This is a genomic window from Streptomyces sp. NPDC029836 (genome assembly GCF_055574495.1).
This window is the reverse complement of record NZ_JBVHZI010000006.1, coordinates 195,969-209,705: the sequence shown is the minus strand read 5'-3', so window position 1 is coordinate 209,705 and position 13,737 is coordinate 195,969. Positions and strand designations below refer to the sequence as shown.

Genomic DNA, 13,737 nt, shown 5'->3' with positions numbered 1-13,737 from the left:
CGAACTCAACTAACGCTCCTGCTGGTAAGTGGGGTCGATGTGGTAACTGCCGGTCGCGGGGCCGGTGGTGCCGGCCTGGCGCCCCTGCTGGATACCGCGTCGGAGGTTGGTGAGACGGCCACGGACGTCGTCCGGAGCACGCGAAACCTGCGGGCCCGCCTGGGCTTCGGCCTGCTGCTGCGCGGTGCCGGCCACGAGGTTCGCCCGCGGTACCCGGCGGGGCAGCCCCGACGTCGTGATCCCTCCGGCGGCGGGCTGACGGACGCGCTCGGCCTGCCGCATCAGCTCGTCGTTGGGGGAGGAGCGCCAGCTGACGGTCGGCGAGGTGCCGGTGACCGCCGCGGCGGGCTCGGCGGCGAGTTCCGTGCCGCGCTGAGCCTGTGCCTGCTGCTGGGGTACGGCCGGTGCCTGCGCGGCGGGCTGTTCGCCCTCCTCGCGGAACCAGTTCGACTCCAGCGTGTCGAAGATCGGGCTGCGGCCCGGACCGCTCGTGGGCTGCGCCGGCGGCAGGGCCTCGGGCTGTGTCTGGGGCAGCCGGGGCGCGTCGGGACGCTGAACCGGGAGGGGCGCCGGCGCGTAACCGCCGGGCTGCTGCTCCTGCCCGTAGCCACCGACACCCGGACCGCCGGGCAGCGGTGCCGGAGCGTGCTGCTGCGGCGGGACCGGACGGGCGAACTGGCCCGTCGAGGCCGGGTCGAGGGGGCCGCCCAGCTGCGGGCGCTCGAACTGGCCCGTGGTGGACGGGTCCAGGGGACCCCGTACGTCGGGACGCTCGAACTGGCCGGTCGTGCTGTTGGCGGGGTTGCCGCCGGTGGCCTGGGGCGGGTAGGGGGCGTTGTAGTCCGGGCGGGCGAACTCGGAGGTCGAGCCGGGGCCCGAGAGCTCGTCGTGGCCGCGCGGGACCTCGTGGCCGCCCTGGGCGGAGCCCCAGCTGGCGGACTGCGGGATCCCGGCGGGCGAAGCGCCGGTGCCCGGGAGCTCCGCACGGGGGGCGCCGCCGCGCGGCGGCAGCTGCGGCCGCTTGCGCTGGACCGGAGCGGCGGGCTGCTGGCCGGCCTGCTGCTGGCCGCCGGGCTGCTGCTGTGCGGCCTGCTGCGGCTGCTGCTGTCCGGGCTGCTGACCCTGCTGGAACTGGCCCTGCTGACGGCTCTGCTGGGGCTGCTGCGGCCGCTCGAAGCCGTTGCCCTGGGCGAACGCGCCGGGCCCGGAGGACTGGGGCGCCGCCGGACGGGCCTGCGGGCCGCCGGACGGGCCGCGCGTGGGCAGCGGGCCACCGCTGCCGAAGGCCGCCTGACCCTGGCCGGTCGGAGCCGAGGGGCCGCCCTGCTGCGGGCGACCGCCCTGCGGGCCCTGACCCTGGCCCGGACCCTGCCCCTGGGGGCGCTGCTGCTGACCGGGGCCACCGCCCTGGCCGGGCAGCGCGGGGCGCTGTCCGCCACCGGCGACCTGACCGCGCTGCGGCCCGGCGCCGACCGGGGGACGGGTACCCGCACCGGCCATCGAAGCCTGACCACCGGGGCCACCCGCGCCGGGACCGCCCGTGCCGCCGGCGTTGCCCTGGGATCCCGGGCCGCCCTGGCCCGGCATCGGAGCCGGCTTCTTGCCGCCCTGGGCGACGTCCACCGGCAGCATGACGAGAGCCGTCGTACCGCCCGAGTCGGAGGGGCGCAGCTGGATGCGGATGCCGTGTCGCAGGGACAGGCGGCCGACCACGAACAGGCCCATGCGGCGGGAGACGGAGACGTCCACGGTCGGCGGCGCCGCGAGGCGCTCGTTGATCGCGGCCAGGTCCTCGGGGGAGAGGCCGATGCCGGTGTCGTGGATCTCGACGAGCACGCGGCCGTCGGGCAGCGCGTGACCGGTCACCTTGACCTTGGTCTGCGGGGAGGAGAACGAGGTGGCGTTCTCCAGCAGCTCGGCGAGCAGGTGGACGAGGTCGTTGACGACGCGGCCGGCGACGTCGGTGCCGGGCACCGACGAGAGTTCGATGCGCTCGTACTGCTCCACCTCGGACGCCGCGGCGCGGAGCACGTCGACGAGCGGGACGGGGCGGGTCCACCGGCGGCCCGGCTCCTCACCCGCGAGGACGAGGAGGTTTTCGCCGTTACGGCGCATGCGGGTCGCGAGGTGGTCGAGCTTGAAGAGCGAGGACAGCTGGTCCGGGTCGGCCTCGCGCGACTCCAGCTCGGAGATGAGCGAGAGCTGACGCTGGATGAGGCCCTGCGAGCGGCGCGAGAGGTTGGTGAACATCGCGTTGACGTTGCCCCGGAGGAGGGCCTGCTCGGCGGCGAGGCGGACGGCCTCGCGGTGCACGTCGTCGAAGGCCGCGGCCACCTGGCCGATCTCGTCGCGGGTGTGCAGACCGACGGACTCCACGGAGGTGTCCACGTCCTGCGGGTCCGACTCGGAGAGCTGCTTGACGAGCTCGGGCAGACGGTCCTGGGCGACGCGCGTCGCGGTGTCCTGCAGGCGGCGCAGCGAGCGGATCATCGACCGGGCCATGACGAAGGCGCCGACGAGGGAGACACCGAGGACGAGGAGGATCAGGGCACCGTTGATGATGGCGTCCTGCTGCGACTCGCTCTTGAGCTCGCGGGCCTTCTGCTCCATGTCCTCGAGCAGCGTCAGCTCGATGACCTTCATCGCCTGGAGCTTGGTGTCGTCGGCGTCGTACCAGTCCATCCAGGACCGGTTCTTCTCCTTGCCGAGCTGTCCCGGGGTGGTCAGGACGCGGCGGGCGTAGTGGTCCGCGGTGCCGATCTCCGAATTGCCGTCCCCGAGCGAGGCGAGGAGGTCCTCCGCCTTGCCCTGGTAGGCCACGTCGAAGGCCTTCCGGGACTGGCTCTCACCGCGGAGCGCGGAGAGCGCGTAGAGGCGGTCGTTCTCCTCCAACTTGCCCGGCTGGGCGCCGTTCTCGGGGAGCGAGGCGGCGATGACCGCGCGCTGGATGGAGGCGTACTCCTTGGCGGACGAGAAGGCCGCCAGGGCGCGGGTGCGCTTGATCATCTCGGGGCTGGAGGTGGCCTGGGCCATGTCCTGCGACAGCGAGAGGAGCGAGGTGATCAGTGCGTTGTACTCGGTGACGGTCTGCTGGGCGCCGTTGGCGTACGCCTTCTTGCGGATGTCCTCGATGCCGGTCAGCTGGCGCGCGATCTGCAGGATGTTGCTGCGGATCGACTGGAGGGTCTCGTCCTGGTCCTTGGTGTTGTTGACCTTCTCCGTCGCCGCCGTGAAGGCGATGGCGGCGGCGTCGGTCTGGTCGCGGACGCCCTCGACGAGGCTGTTGGTCTTGCCGTCCTTGGCGACGGACATCGGACCGGCCGACTTGTCCCGCTCCTCCTGGAGCATGGCGGCCAGGTTGGTGGCCTGCCGGGTCATCGTCGTCAGCAGCTGCATGTGCTCCAGCTGCGAGATGTCGTTCATCGAGTCGTTGATGCGGAAGCCACCGAGCGTGGTGGCGGCGACGACCGGCAGGGTCAGCAGCGACACCAGTCGCGTGCTGATGCGCCAGTTCTGCATGGCGAGACGGGAACCGGGCCCGGGAGCCTTCGGTATCGCCTCGGCCGCCGGCTGGGGCGCGTCGAGCTTGCCCTTGGGCTTGGCCTTGACGGCCTTACCGGGCTTGCCCGACTTTCCGCGTCCCTTCGCCTTCACCGAAGCGGAGGCATCGGGTCCCGCTCCTTCGACAGCCGGCCCGCGGTTCTGGGCGTGCTGGGGCGAGGAGCCACGGTCGGTCCCGCCGCGCGGCTCCTGCTCCGCCGCAGCGCTGCCATCCCTCTTGAATCGTCCCTGCACTAGCGTCGCAACCTCTGGACCAGGCGCCCCGCCGGGTGAGCGGTGGGACGGTGTCGAGTCTTGGGGCACTGACGGCCCCATGGTGGTCGTCGGTGACCGGCGCGTCTCCCTCTCCGTTGCCACCGCGCTCGGCGCTGTCTCGCGCCACCTGCGCGCCGGCTGATTCCCGCGGCGGTCCCGCGAATTCCAGCACAGTGGGGGATCTCCAACAAGGTGCGCGTGTCGCCCCGGCGAGCCGTCACGGCACGTGACAGGAACGCTACGCGACGTGGAACCGCTACCGGGACGAACCGGACTTACGCCAATCAAAGCTCGCGCCTGGCAAGGTGTCCCAGTCCTGATGATCAGGAGCGGAATGGCGCATTCAGTGGCGCAATGTCCGATTGGTCGGTCGGAATCCACTGTCTGGTATGCCGGGAATGCCCGGTCATTGGTGAGCAAACTCACACGCCCATGGCCATTACTTCCCGGTTCAGCCGGGGATTCAGATGTTTAGCCTTGCCCATTGAAGGGTTGGCGCCAGGGTTGGCGCATCACACAACCACCACCCACCACGACCGAACCGAGGGCCCCGGACTCCGATGAAGACGACGATGCTGTTCCGCAACATAGCCAACCCCCGCCGCACCACCCTCGCGCACCTCGAGGACGCCGAGGAGCTGCAGGCGGCCCCGGCCACCCCGGAGCACTCCGTCGAGCTGCCGGCCCAGACCGCGAACCCCCGCCGCACGATCCTGATGGACGCCCCGGTCGCGGTCGCCGCGCCGTAGTCCCCCGGGTACGGAGCGCCGAACGCCCCCGCCCGCCGCGTTAGCCTGGAGTCCGCAGACTCCAGCAAGCGGACATACAGAGGGGCAGACGCAACACGTGCGCATCGCCAGGTTCTCGATCGACGGCAACGTCGCCTTCGGCGCGGTCGAGGGCGATGCCGCCCCCGGCGCCGAGGGCGAGCTCGTCCTCGACATCATCAAGGGCATCCCGTTCGCGGACTTCGAGCTCTCCGGCACGAAGGTCCCGCTCGCCAAGGTCCGGCTGCTGCCGCCCGTGCTCCCGAACAAGATCGTGGCCGTCGGCCGCAACTACGCGGAGCACGCGGCGGAGCTCGGGAACTCCCTCGTCGACGAGCAGGGCGCGCTCGAACCGCCCCTCACCTTCTTCAAGCCCTCCACCTCGGTGGTCGGCTCCGGCGACCCGATCACGTACCCCTCCTTCTCGCAGGACCTCCACCACGAGGCGGAACTCGCCGTGGTCATCGGCCGCATGTGCCGCGAGGTCCCCAAGGAGCGCGTCAAGGACGTGATCCTCGGCTACACCTGCGCCAACGACGTCACCGCCCGCGACGTGCAGCGGCGCGAGAAGCAGTGGGCCCGGGCCAAGGGCTTCGACAGCTCCTGCCCCCTCGGCCCGTGGATCGAGACCGACCTCGACCCGAGCGACCTGACCATCCAGTGCACCGTCAACGGCGAACAACGCCAGCTCGGCCGCACCAGCGACATGGTCCGCTCCATCGAGGACCTGATCGTGCACATCAGCGAGGCCATGACCCTGCTCCCGGGCGACGTCATCCTCACGGGGACCCCGGCCGGAGTCGGCCCCCTCAACGTCGGCGACGAGGTCGCCGTCACCATCGAAGGCATCGGCACTCTCACCAACAAGGTGATCAAGCGTGGTTAACGGACCCGTCCGCGTACGTTTCTGTCCCTCCCCGACCGGCAACCCCCACGTGGGCCTGGTCCGCACCGCCCTGTTCAACTGGGCGTTCGCGCGCCACCACGGCGGCACGTTCGTCTTCCGCATCGAGGACACCGACGCGGCCCGCGACTCCGAGGAGTCGTACGACCAGCTGCTCGACTCGCTGCGCTGGCTCGGCTTCACCTGGGACGAGGGCCCCGAGATCGGCGGCCCGCACGCCCCGTACCGCCAGTCGCAGCGCATGGACATCTACGCGGACGTCGCGAAGAAGCTCCAGGACGGCGGCCACGCCTACAGCTGCTACTGCACCACCGAGGAGCTCGACCAGCGGCGCGACGCCGCCCGCGCGGCCGGCAAGCCCTCCGGTTACGACGGCCACTGCCGCGAGCTGACCGCGGAGCGGAAGGCCGCGTACGAGGCCGAGGGTCGCGCCTCGATCGTCCGCTTCCGGATGCCCGACGAGACGATCACCTTCACGGACCTGGTCCGCGGCGAGATCTCCGTCACCCCGGAGAACGTCCCGGACTTCGGCATCGTCCGGGCCAACGGCGCCCCGCTGTACACCCTGGTCAACCCGGTCGACGACGCGCTGATGGAGATCACCCACGTCCTGCGCGGCGAGGACCTGCTGTCCTCCACCCCCCGCCAGATCGCGCTCTACCGGGCACTGATCGAGCTGGGCGTCGCCAAGGCCGTCCCCGAGTTCGGCCACCTGCCGTACGTCATGGGGGAGGGCAACAAGAAGCTCTCCAAGCGCGACCCGGAGTCCTCGCTCAACCTCTACCGCGAGCGCGGCTTCCTGCCCGAGGGCCTGCTGAACTACCTCTCGCTGCTCGGCTGGTCCTTCTCCAAGGACCAGGACATCTTCTCGATCGAGGAGATGGTGGCGAAGTTCGACATCCCGGACGTCAACGCCAACCCGGCCCGCTTCGACCTCAAGAAGGCCGAGGCGATCAACGCCGACCACATCCGGCAGCTCGACCCCAAGGACTTCGCGGACGCCTGCGCCCCCTGGCTCACGGCCCCGCACGCCAATTGGGCGCCCGAGGACTTCGACGCCGAGGCGTGGGCCCGCATCGCCCCGCACGCCCAGACCCGCGTCACCGTCCTGTCGGACATCACCGCGAACGTGGACTTCCTCTTCCGCCGGGAGCCCGTCGAGGACCAGGCGTCCTGGGACAAGGCGATGAAGGGAGAGCCCGCGGCCCTGCTGACCACGGCCCGCGCCAACCTGGAGACGGCCGACTGGTCCGACCCGGAGGCCCTCAAGCAGGCCGTCCTGACCGCGGGCGAGGCCCACGGCCTCAAGCTCGGCAAGGCCCAGGCCCCCGTCCGCGTCGCCGTGACCGGCCGCACCGTCGGCCTGCCGCTCTTCGAGTCCCTGGAGATCCTGGGCAAGGAGCGCTCGCTGGCCCGCATCGACGCCACCCTGGCCAAGCTCACCGCCTGACCCGCACCACCCCCGCGGGGGCGACGGCCGCGCCGGCCGTCGCCCCCGCGGCGTTCCCGGTCGTACTTCCCCGTTGCCCTCCCGAGGCCGGGCGCCCCGGCGTAGGCTCGGCCGTATGCCGATCCGCGCCGTGCTGTGGGACATCGACGACACCCTCTTCGACTACACGAGCGCCGACCGGGCCGGACTGGCCGCGCACCTGCTCGCGGAGGGCACCGCCGGACGGTACGGGGCCCCGCACGAGGCGCTCGCACGGTGGCGGCGGATCACCGAGCGGCACTGGAACCGCTTCGCCGCGGGGCACGGAACCTTCCAGGGGCAGCGCCGGGACCGGGTGCGGGAGTTCGCGGGGCTCCCCGCGATGAGCGACGCCGAGGCCGACGACTGGTTCGCACGGTACGTGGAGCACTACCGGGGCGCCTGGGCGCTCTTCCCGGACGTCGTGCCCGTGCTGGACGCCCTGGCCACCACCCACCGGCACGGGGTGCTCTCCAACTCCTCCGTGGCCAACCAGGACCCCAAGCTGCGCCACCTCGGGCTGCGCGACCGCTTCGAGGTCCTGGTCTGCGCCGCCGAGCTGGGCATCAGCAAGCCCGACGCGGGCGCCTTCCGCGCGGCGTGCGCGGAGCTGGCCCTGGAGCCGCACGAGGTGGTCTACGTGGGGAACGAGCCGGAGATCGACGCCCGCGGCGCCCACGACGCCGGGCTCGCGGCCGTCTGGCTGGACCGGGACGGCGGCCGTGGTTCCGGACCCGACGGCGTGCACCGGATCACGGGACTCGACGGGCTCCTGCGGCTACTGGCCGCCGATACCCGTTTTGGAGCACGGTCAGGCATCCGGTAATGTTCTTTCTGCGCCGCCCGAGCGGGCCGAAAGGGCCGGGCCGGAGGCGCTAACCGAACGAAAGCCCCTCAGGGTCTTGAGTTTTGGTGGGCTATAGTGTAATTGGCAACACGAGGGTTTCTGGTTCCCTTATTCTAGGTTCGAGTCCTGGTAGCCCAGCGCAGTTCAGTAGTGACGCAGTGCTTGCCCCCGTTGTGTAGCGGCCTAGCACGCCGCCCTCTCAAGGCGGTAGCGCCGGTTCGAATCCGGTCGGGGGTACAGATCCTTCCCGCGAGATCTCCAGGGTCGCACCCGGATGTTTTGATGCAGGATCGCTAGGGCCCCCGTTGTGTAGCGGCCTAGCACGCCGCCCTCTCAAGGCGGTAGCGCCGGTTCGAATCCGGTCGGGGGTACGGTGTCTAGTTGGTCTAGACCTTTGGGCTATAGTGTAATTGGCAACACGAGAGTTTCTGGTTCTCTTATTCTAGGTTCGAGTCCTGGTAGCCCAGCGCAGTACCGCAGTAAACAGGCCCCCGTTGTGTAGCGGCCTAGCACGCCGCCCTCTCAAGGCGGTAGCGCCGGTTCGAATCCGGTCGGGGGTACATGAGGAAGAGGCCCTCCGCGATCATCGCGGAGGGCCTCTTCGCCGTTCCCGGCCACCGGTCGGGCCGGCGGACAAGTGCGGGCCCGGAGGCGCGAGTTCGGACGTGTGCGGCGTCGTACGCGCCCCCGGACCCGGGGGGATGGGTGAGAGGTCCTTCGGGTCGGGGGGTGCTCAGCTGGAGCGGCGCAGGGCCTCCGTCAGACGGGCGGCCGCGTCGATGACGGCCTGGGCGTGCATGCGCCCCGGGTGGCGGGTCAGGCGCTCGATCGGGCCGGAGACCGATACGGAGGCCACCACGCGGTTCGACGGCCCGCGCACCGGCGCGGAGACGGAGGCCACGCCGGGCTCCCGCTCGCCGATCGACTGGGCCCAGCCCCGGCGTCGTACGCCCGACAGGGCCGTGGCCGTGAAGCGCGCGCCCTGCAGGCCACGGTGGAGCCGCTCGGGCTCCTCCCAGGCCATCAGGATCTGCGCTGCCGAACCCGCCTTCATGGGCAGGGTGGAGCCCACCGGGACGGTGTCCCGCAGGCCCGACAGTCGTTCCGCCGCTGCCACGCAGATGCGCATGTCGCCCTGACGGCGGTAGAGCTGCGCGCTCTCGCCCGTCACGTCACGGAGGTGCGTGAGCACCGGTCCGGCCGTGGCCAGCAGACGGTCCTCGCCGGCCGCGGCGGCAAGTTCTGCCAACCGCGGGCCGAGGATGAACCGGCCCTGCATGTCCCTCGCCACCATGCGGTGGTGTTCCAGTGCCACGGCCAGGCGATGTGCCGTGGGTCGTGCGAGCCCTGTCGCCGCGACCAGCCCGGCGAGGGTGGCCGGACCGGACTCCAGTGCGCTCAATACCAGAGCTGCCTTGTCGAGAACGCCGACGCCGCTAGAGTTGTCCATGAAACGATATTCGCGTCTCACACTGTGAAACGCAAGTTCAATTTTTCCAAGAACAGGCGAGTCTGTATGTGCGGGTCCACGAACCACTGGGTCCGAGCCGTCGATCCGCGCGGGGGGTGCGGGCGATCAGGCGCACCAGGTCTCTATGAAGCGCCGGCACAACCGGCCGGCCGGAGGGAAAGCGATGGGTAGGACACTCGCGGAGAAGGTCTGGGACGACCACGTCGTCCGGCGCGCCGAAGGCGAGCCCGACCTCCTCTTCATCGATCTGCACCTGCTGCACGAGGTGACCAGCCCGCAGGCCTTCGAGGGTCTGCGCCAGGCCGGCCGCAAGGTCCGACGCCTCGACCTCACCATCGCGACCGAGGACCACAACACCCCCACCATCGACATCGACAAGCCGATCGCGGACCCGGTCTCCCGGGCCCAGCTGGAGACGCTGCGCAAGAACTGCGCCGAGTTCGGCGTACGCCTGCACTCGCTGGGCGACGTCGAGCAGGGCGTCGTCCACGTCGTGGGCCCGCAACTGGGGCTGACCCAGCCGGGCACCACGGTGGTCTGCGGCGACTCGCACACCTCCACGCACGGCGCCTTCGGCGCGCTGGCATTCGGCATCGGCACCAGCCAGGTCGAGCACGTGCTGGCCACCCAGACGCTGCCGCTGGCCCGCCCCAGGACGATGGCGATCACCATCACCGGCGCGCTGGCCGAGGGCGTCACCGCGAAGGACCTGATCCTGGCGATCATCGCCAGGATCGGCACCGGCGGCGGCCAGGGCTACATCCTGGAATACCGCGGCGAGGCCATCGAGCAGCTCTCGATGGAAGCCCGCATGACCATCTGCAACATGTCGATCGAGGCCGGCGCCCGCGCGGGCATGATCGCCCCCGACGCCACCACCTTCGACTACCTCAAGGGCCGCGACCACGCCCCCGAGGGGGCGGACTGGGACGCGGCCGTCGAGTACTGGAAGACGCTGCGCACCGACGACGACGCGGTCTTCGACGCCGAGGTCGTCATCGACGGCACGACGCTGGCCCCGTTCGTCACCTGGGGCACCAACCCCGGCCAGGGCGCGCCGCTGTCGGCCAACGTCCCCGACCCGGCTTCGTACGAGGACGCTTCGGAGCGGTACGCCGCCGAAAAGGCCCTGGAATACATGGGGTTGACCGCCGGCCAGCGGCTGCGGGACATCAAGGTCGACACCGTCTTCGTAGGTTCCTGCACCAACGGCCGCATCGAGGACCTGCGTGCCGTCGCCGGGATCGTCGAGGGCCGCAAAGTCGCCGACGGCGTACGGATGCTGGTCGTCCCCGGCTCGGTGCGCGTCGCGCTCCAGGCCGTGGAGGAGGGCCTGGACAAGGTCTTCAAGGAGGCCGGCGCCGAATGGCGGCACGCGGGCTGCTCGATGTGCCTGGGCATGAACCCCGACCAGTTGGCCCCCGGTGAGCGCTCCGCGTCCACCTCCAACCGCAACTTCGAGGGCCGGCAGGGCAAGGGCGGACGCACCCACCTGGTCTCCCCGCAGGTGGCCGCGGCCACCGCGGTGCTGGGCCATCTGGCCTCGCCCGCCGACCTGTCCGACGCCCCCGCGACCGCCGGAGTCTGAACCATGGAAGCCTTCACCACCCACACCGGCCGGGCCGTCCCGCTGCGGCGCAGCAACGTCGACACCGACCAGATCATCCCGGCCCACTGGCTGAAGAAGATCACCCGCGACGGCTTCGAGGACGGGCTCTTCGAGGCCTGGCGCAAGGACCCGGAGTTCGTCACGAACCGTCCGGAGCGCGCGGGCGCCACCGTGCTGATCGCGGGCCCCGACTTCGGTACGGGTTCCTCGCGCGAGCACGCCGTCTGGGCGCTGCAGAACTTCGGCTTCAAGACGGTCATCTCCTCCCGCTTCGCCGACATCTTCCGCGGCAACTCGCTGAAGAACGGTCTGCTGACCGTCGTTCTGCCGCAGGAGACCGTCGAGCGGCTGTGGGAGCTGACCGAGGCCGACCCCACCGCCGAGGTGACCGTCGACCTGGTGGACCGCAAGGTCCGAGCCGCTGGCGTCGAGGCGGAGTTCGAACTCGACGACAACGCCCGCTGGCGCCTTCTGGAGGGGCTGGACGACATCTCGCTCACCCTTCAGAACGAAGGGGACATCAGCACCTACGAAAGCACCCGCCCGGCGTTCAAGCCGCGCACGATTAGGGCGTGATTCCAGCCTGATCAGCGCTTATTCACCTACGGGTGATCACATCGACAACACTGTGCCCCTCGCCTTCCGGCGGGGGGCACAGCTGTATGTTGAGGCCCCGTGAGGCGACAACTCGCCCCAGATGGCACAATCTGTGCATGGAACGCGACAGTCAACTGGAGCTCTGGGAACTCGTCGCCGACCGACTGAAAGAAGCACACACAAGGGTGCGCACACTGCAAGTCCCGGAGGGCGTAAGGATGGCGCTGTCCCGGAAGCTGTTGGTCGCCACTGCCGCGGCGAAGCATGATCTCGCCGACGCGGCAAGGCGCCTGGACAGGTTGATGAAGGACCTCGACGAGGGTCGATTCCCTGAAGGCGACTGATGCGAAGGAACTCCGTAACGGACTGCATCGTTGCGGCACTAGGGTGATTAGCCCGTTTCGTGTTTGATTTGCGGTATATATCCGCCTAACGTGCGAAATAAGCTTGAACACATTCGTTCTGGCGAAGTCTCCGAAGGGGAAGACGTGAACAAGGCGCAGCTCGTAGAAGCGATTGCCGACAAGGTGGGCGGCCGCCAGCAGGCCGCCGACGCCGTCGATGCGGTACTCGACGCGATCGTCCGCGCAGTCGTCGCGGGCGACCGGGTCTCGGTCACGGGCTTCGGCTCGTTCGAGAAGGTCGACCGGCCGGCCCGCTACGCCCGTAACCCGCAGACGGGTGAGCGCGTCCGGGTCAAGAAGACCTCTGTTCCCCGCTTCCGCGCGGGCCAGGGCTTCAAGGACCTGGTCAGCGGCACCAAGAAGCTGCCCAAGGGCGGCGAGGTGTCCGTGAAGAAGGCGCCCAAGGGCAGCCTGAGCGGCGGCGGCGCCTCGGTGACCGTCAAGAAGGCCGCGGCCAAGAGGGCCACCACCGCGAAGAAGGCCGCGGCGAAGACCGCCGTCGCGAAGAAGACCACGGCCACGCCGGCGAAGAAGACGACCGCCACCGCCAAGAAGGCCACCGCCACGGCGAAGAAGGCCGGCGCGACGGCCAAGAAGACCACGGCGACCGCGAAGAAGGCGGCCGTGAAGTCCACGACGGCGGCGGCGAAGAAGACCACCGCCAAGAAGACCGCTCCCGCGGCCAAGAAGGCCACCGCGAAGACCACGGCGCCCGCCACCAAGACGGCGACCGCCCGCAAGACCACCGCGAAGAAGACCACCGCTCGCAAGAAGTAGGGCACGAGTCACACACGCCGGGCCGGTTTCCCCACCGTGGGGAAGTCGGCCCGCGGTGCTTTCCCCGCAGGTCAACGGGGTGCGTGGTGACGCAGCGCCCGCCGGCGCCGGCAGGCGCGTCAGAAGGTCTGCAGCGTGACCAGCGTGATGCGCAGGGCCGCGCCCTCGCCGTCCGTCTCGATCCGCACCCGCTGTCCGGGGCGCAGCAGTCGCAGACCGCCCGCGTCGAAGGCCGGGGCGCCGAAGGGCACCGGGGTGCCGTCGTCCAGCAGCACGCTGCCGCTGCGGGTCTGGGAGTCGTACGTGTACGCGGTCGCCTGCATACGCGCACTGTATCGGGCGGTGTGGCGGCCCACACCGAGGGTGAGGGCCGTGCGCAGATCGGCCGCGGTGTCCACGTCCCGACGCACGCTCTCGACGTCCGGCAGGGCGATTTCCACCGCGCCCGACGCCGAATGCCGGGCCCGGGAGGGCCCTCCGAACGAGGGTGCCAATTCCACGTCCGGAGCAGCGGAAAGCAGAGTCGTCCCGATTCCCGCCGCATCCGCCAGAAATGCCCGGGGAAATGTCGAAGCGTTATCGAGCACGCGTAGCAATTCCGGTGACCGCAAAGCGGGCAGATCGGCGTTCATCGCGGCCACCCGAGCCCCGGGGCGCCCCCGGCGCACCGCCCCGGCGCCGTGCGCGAGGGCCGCGTTGAGGCCGGCGCCCGGGGCGTCGGCCAGGATCCGCGCCCCCAGCCTGGCCAGTTCCGCACCGGCCAGGGAGTCGTCCGTGACGACCACCACATCCGCCACCGCCGCGCAGGCCAGCGCCCCCGCCACGGTGTCCTGCGCGAACGCCAGCGCCCATCCCGGGCGGGACGAGCCGACGGCCGCCGCGAGCCGGCTCTTGGCCACCGCCAAGGGCTTGAGCGGAACCACCAGACTCCACACGGCGTTCGTGGCGGACTCCTTCCCTCCGGCGCGTTCACGCACCCCCCGGCCATCGGCAGGTCATGGCCTGGTCATCAGTCGGCCCATTGTCGCCCCCGACCGGCCACTGGGGGGCCCGGTGGTGCGGGCGGGGCGTACGGTG

The 13,737-nt window shown here is 70.7% G+C and carries 11 protein-coding genes and 5 tRNA genes; 13 read left to right on the top strand and 3 right to left on the bottom strand.

Annotated elements, in window-relative coordinates; translation table 11 throughout:
* Positions 1-9: 9 nt before the first annotated feature.
* A complete protein-coding gene (locus ACZ4XJ_RS19655) occupies positions 10-3,795 on the bottom strand; it encodes a nitrate- and nitrite sensing domain-containing protein (RefSeq protein WP_468496873.1) in 3,786 nt (1,261 codons plus the stop codon).
* A gap of 581 nt (positions 3,796-4,376) precedes the next feature.
* On the opposite strand from ACZ4XJ_RS19655, the gene ACZ4XJ_RS19650 reads away from it, so the two are divergent.
* The 9 genes from ACZ4XJ_RS19650 (at position 4,377) to ACZ4XJ_RS19610 (ending at position 8,362) form a co-directional block, all read left to right on the top strand.
* Positions 4,377-4,565 (top strand): hypothetical protein, encoded by a 189-nt coding sequence (locus ACZ4XJ_RS19650; RefSeq protein WP_362875855.1) that lies wholly within the window; start codon positions 4,377-4,379, stop codon positions 4,563-4,565.
* A gap of 97 nt (positions 4,566-4,662) precedes the next feature.
* Positions 4,663-5,469, top strand: a complete 807-nt coding sequence (locus tag ACZ4XJ_RS19645) for a fumarylacetoacetate hydrolase family protein (RefSeq protein WP_468496872.1) — start codon at positions 4,663-4,665, stop codon at positions 5,467-5,469.
* Entirely contained in the window at positions 5,462-6,937 is a 1,476-nt protein-coding gene (gene gltX / locus ACZ4XJ_RS19640; protein ID WP_362875857.1) for a glutamate--tRNA ligase, read from the top strand. Before ACZ4XJ_RS19645 ends, gltX begins: the two co-directional genes overlap by 8 nt.
* A gap of 115 nt (positions 6,938-7,052) precedes the next feature.
* On the top strand, positions 7,053-7,781 hold the full coding sequence (locus tag ACZ4XJ_RS19635) for an HAD family hydrolase (protein ID WP_362875858.1): 729 nt from the start codon (positions 7,053-7,055) through the stop codon (positions 7,779-7,781).
* A gap of 87 nt (positions 7,782-7,868) precedes the next feature.
* Positions 7,869-7,940: transfer RNA gene (locus ACZ4XJ_RS19630), tRNA-Gln, on the top strand.
* A 26-nt stretch (positions 7,941-7,966) separates the two neighbouring features.
* Positions 7,967-8,039: transfer RNA gene (locus ACZ4XJ_RS19625), tRNA-Glu, on the top strand.
* Positions 8,040-8,100: 61 nt separating this feature from the next.
* A tRNA-Glu gene (locus ACZ4XJ_RS19620) sits at positions 8,101-8,173 on the top strand.
* 24 nt (positions 8,174-8,197) lie between these two features.
* Positions 8,198-8,269: transfer RNA gene (locus ACZ4XJ_RS19615), tRNA-Gln, on the top strand.
* Positions 8,270-8,289: 20 nt separating this feature from the next.
* A tRNA-Glu gene (locus tag ACZ4XJ_RS19610) sits at positions 8,290-8,362 on the top strand.
* Positions 8,363-8,535: 173 nt separating this feature from the next.
* On the opposite strand, the gene ndgR is transcribed toward ACZ4XJ_RS19610, so the two are convergent.
* Complete coding sequence (gene ndgR / locus ACZ4XJ_RS19605) at positions 8,536-9,252, bottom strand: IclR family transcriptional regulator NdgR (protein ID WP_112450208.1); 717 nt, start codon at positions 9,250-9,252, stop codon at positions 8,536-8,538.
* A gap of 184 nt (positions 9,253-9,436) precedes the next feature.
* Here ndgR and leuC point away from each other — a divergent pair, with 184 nt between their 5' ends.
* From leuC to ACZ4XJ_RS19585, 4 genes are all read left to right on the top strand, one after another.
* Positions 9,437-10,861 (top strand): 3-isopropylmalate dehydratase large subunit, encoded by a 1,425-nt coding sequence (gene leuC, locus ACZ4XJ_RS19600; protein WP_468496871.1) that lies wholly within the window; start codon positions 9,437-9,439, stop codon positions 10,859-10,861.
* Positions 10,862-10,864: 3 nt separating this feature from the next.
* On the top strand, positions 10,865-11,458 hold the full coding sequence (gene leuD / locus ACZ4XJ_RS19595; protein ID WP_362875860.1) for a 3-isopropylmalate dehydratase small subunit: 594 nt from the start codon (positions 10,865-10,867) through the stop codon (positions 11,456-11,458).
* A 137-nt stretch (positions 11,459-11,595) separates the two neighbouring features.
* Positions 11,596-11,823, top strand: a complete 228-nt coding sequence (locus ACZ4XJ_RS19590; protein ID WP_362875861.1) for an SCO5555 family protein — start codon at positions 11,596-11,598, stop codon at positions 11,821-11,823.
* A 144-nt stretch (positions 11,824-11,967) separates the two neighbouring features.
* On the top strand, positions 11,968-12,660 hold the full coding sequence (locus ACZ4XJ_RS19585; RefSeq protein ID WP_362875862.1) for an HU family DNA-binding protein: 693 nt from the start codon (positions 11,968-11,970) through the stop codon (positions 12,658-12,660).
* A 119-nt stretch (positions 12,661-12,779) separates the two neighbouring features.
* On the opposite strand, the gene cofC is transcribed toward ACZ4XJ_RS19585, so the two are convergent.
* The gene (gene cofC / locus ACZ4XJ_RS19580; protein ID WP_468496870.1) at positions 12,780-13,583 is read right to left on the bottom strand and encodes a 2-phospho-L-lactate guanylyltransferase; all 804 of its coding nucleotides are present in this window, start codon (positions 13,581-13,583) and stop codon (positions 12,780-12,782) included.
* Positions 13,584-13,737: the final 154 nt, after the last annotated feature.

Bases quoted from the DNA above. Each gene is read 5' to 3' on its own strand.
- ACZ4XJ_RS19650 (WP_362875855.1), top strand. From the start codon at position 4,377: ATGAAGACGACGATGCTGTTCCGCAACATAGCCAACCCCCGCCGCACC.
- ACZ4XJ_RS19635 (WP_362875858.1), top strand. From the start codon at position 7,053: ATGCCGATCCGCGCCGTGCTGTGGGACATCGACGACACCCTCTTCGAC.
- ndgR (WP_112450208.1), bottom strand. From the start codon at position 9,252: ATGGACAACTCTAGCGGCGTCGGCGTTCTCGACAAGGCAGCTCTGGTA.
- leuC (WP_468496871.1), top strand. From the start codon at position 9,437: ATGGGTAGGACACTCGCGGAGAAGGTCTGGGACGACCACGTCGTCCGG.
- leuD (WP_362875860.1), top strand. From the start codon at position 10,865: ATGGAAGCCTTCACCACCCACACCGGCCGGGCCGTCCCGCTGCGGCGC.
- ACZ4XJ_RS19590 (WP_362875861.1), top strand. From the start codon at position 11,596: ATGGAACGCGACAGTCAACTGGAGCTCTGGGAACTCGTCGCCGACCGA.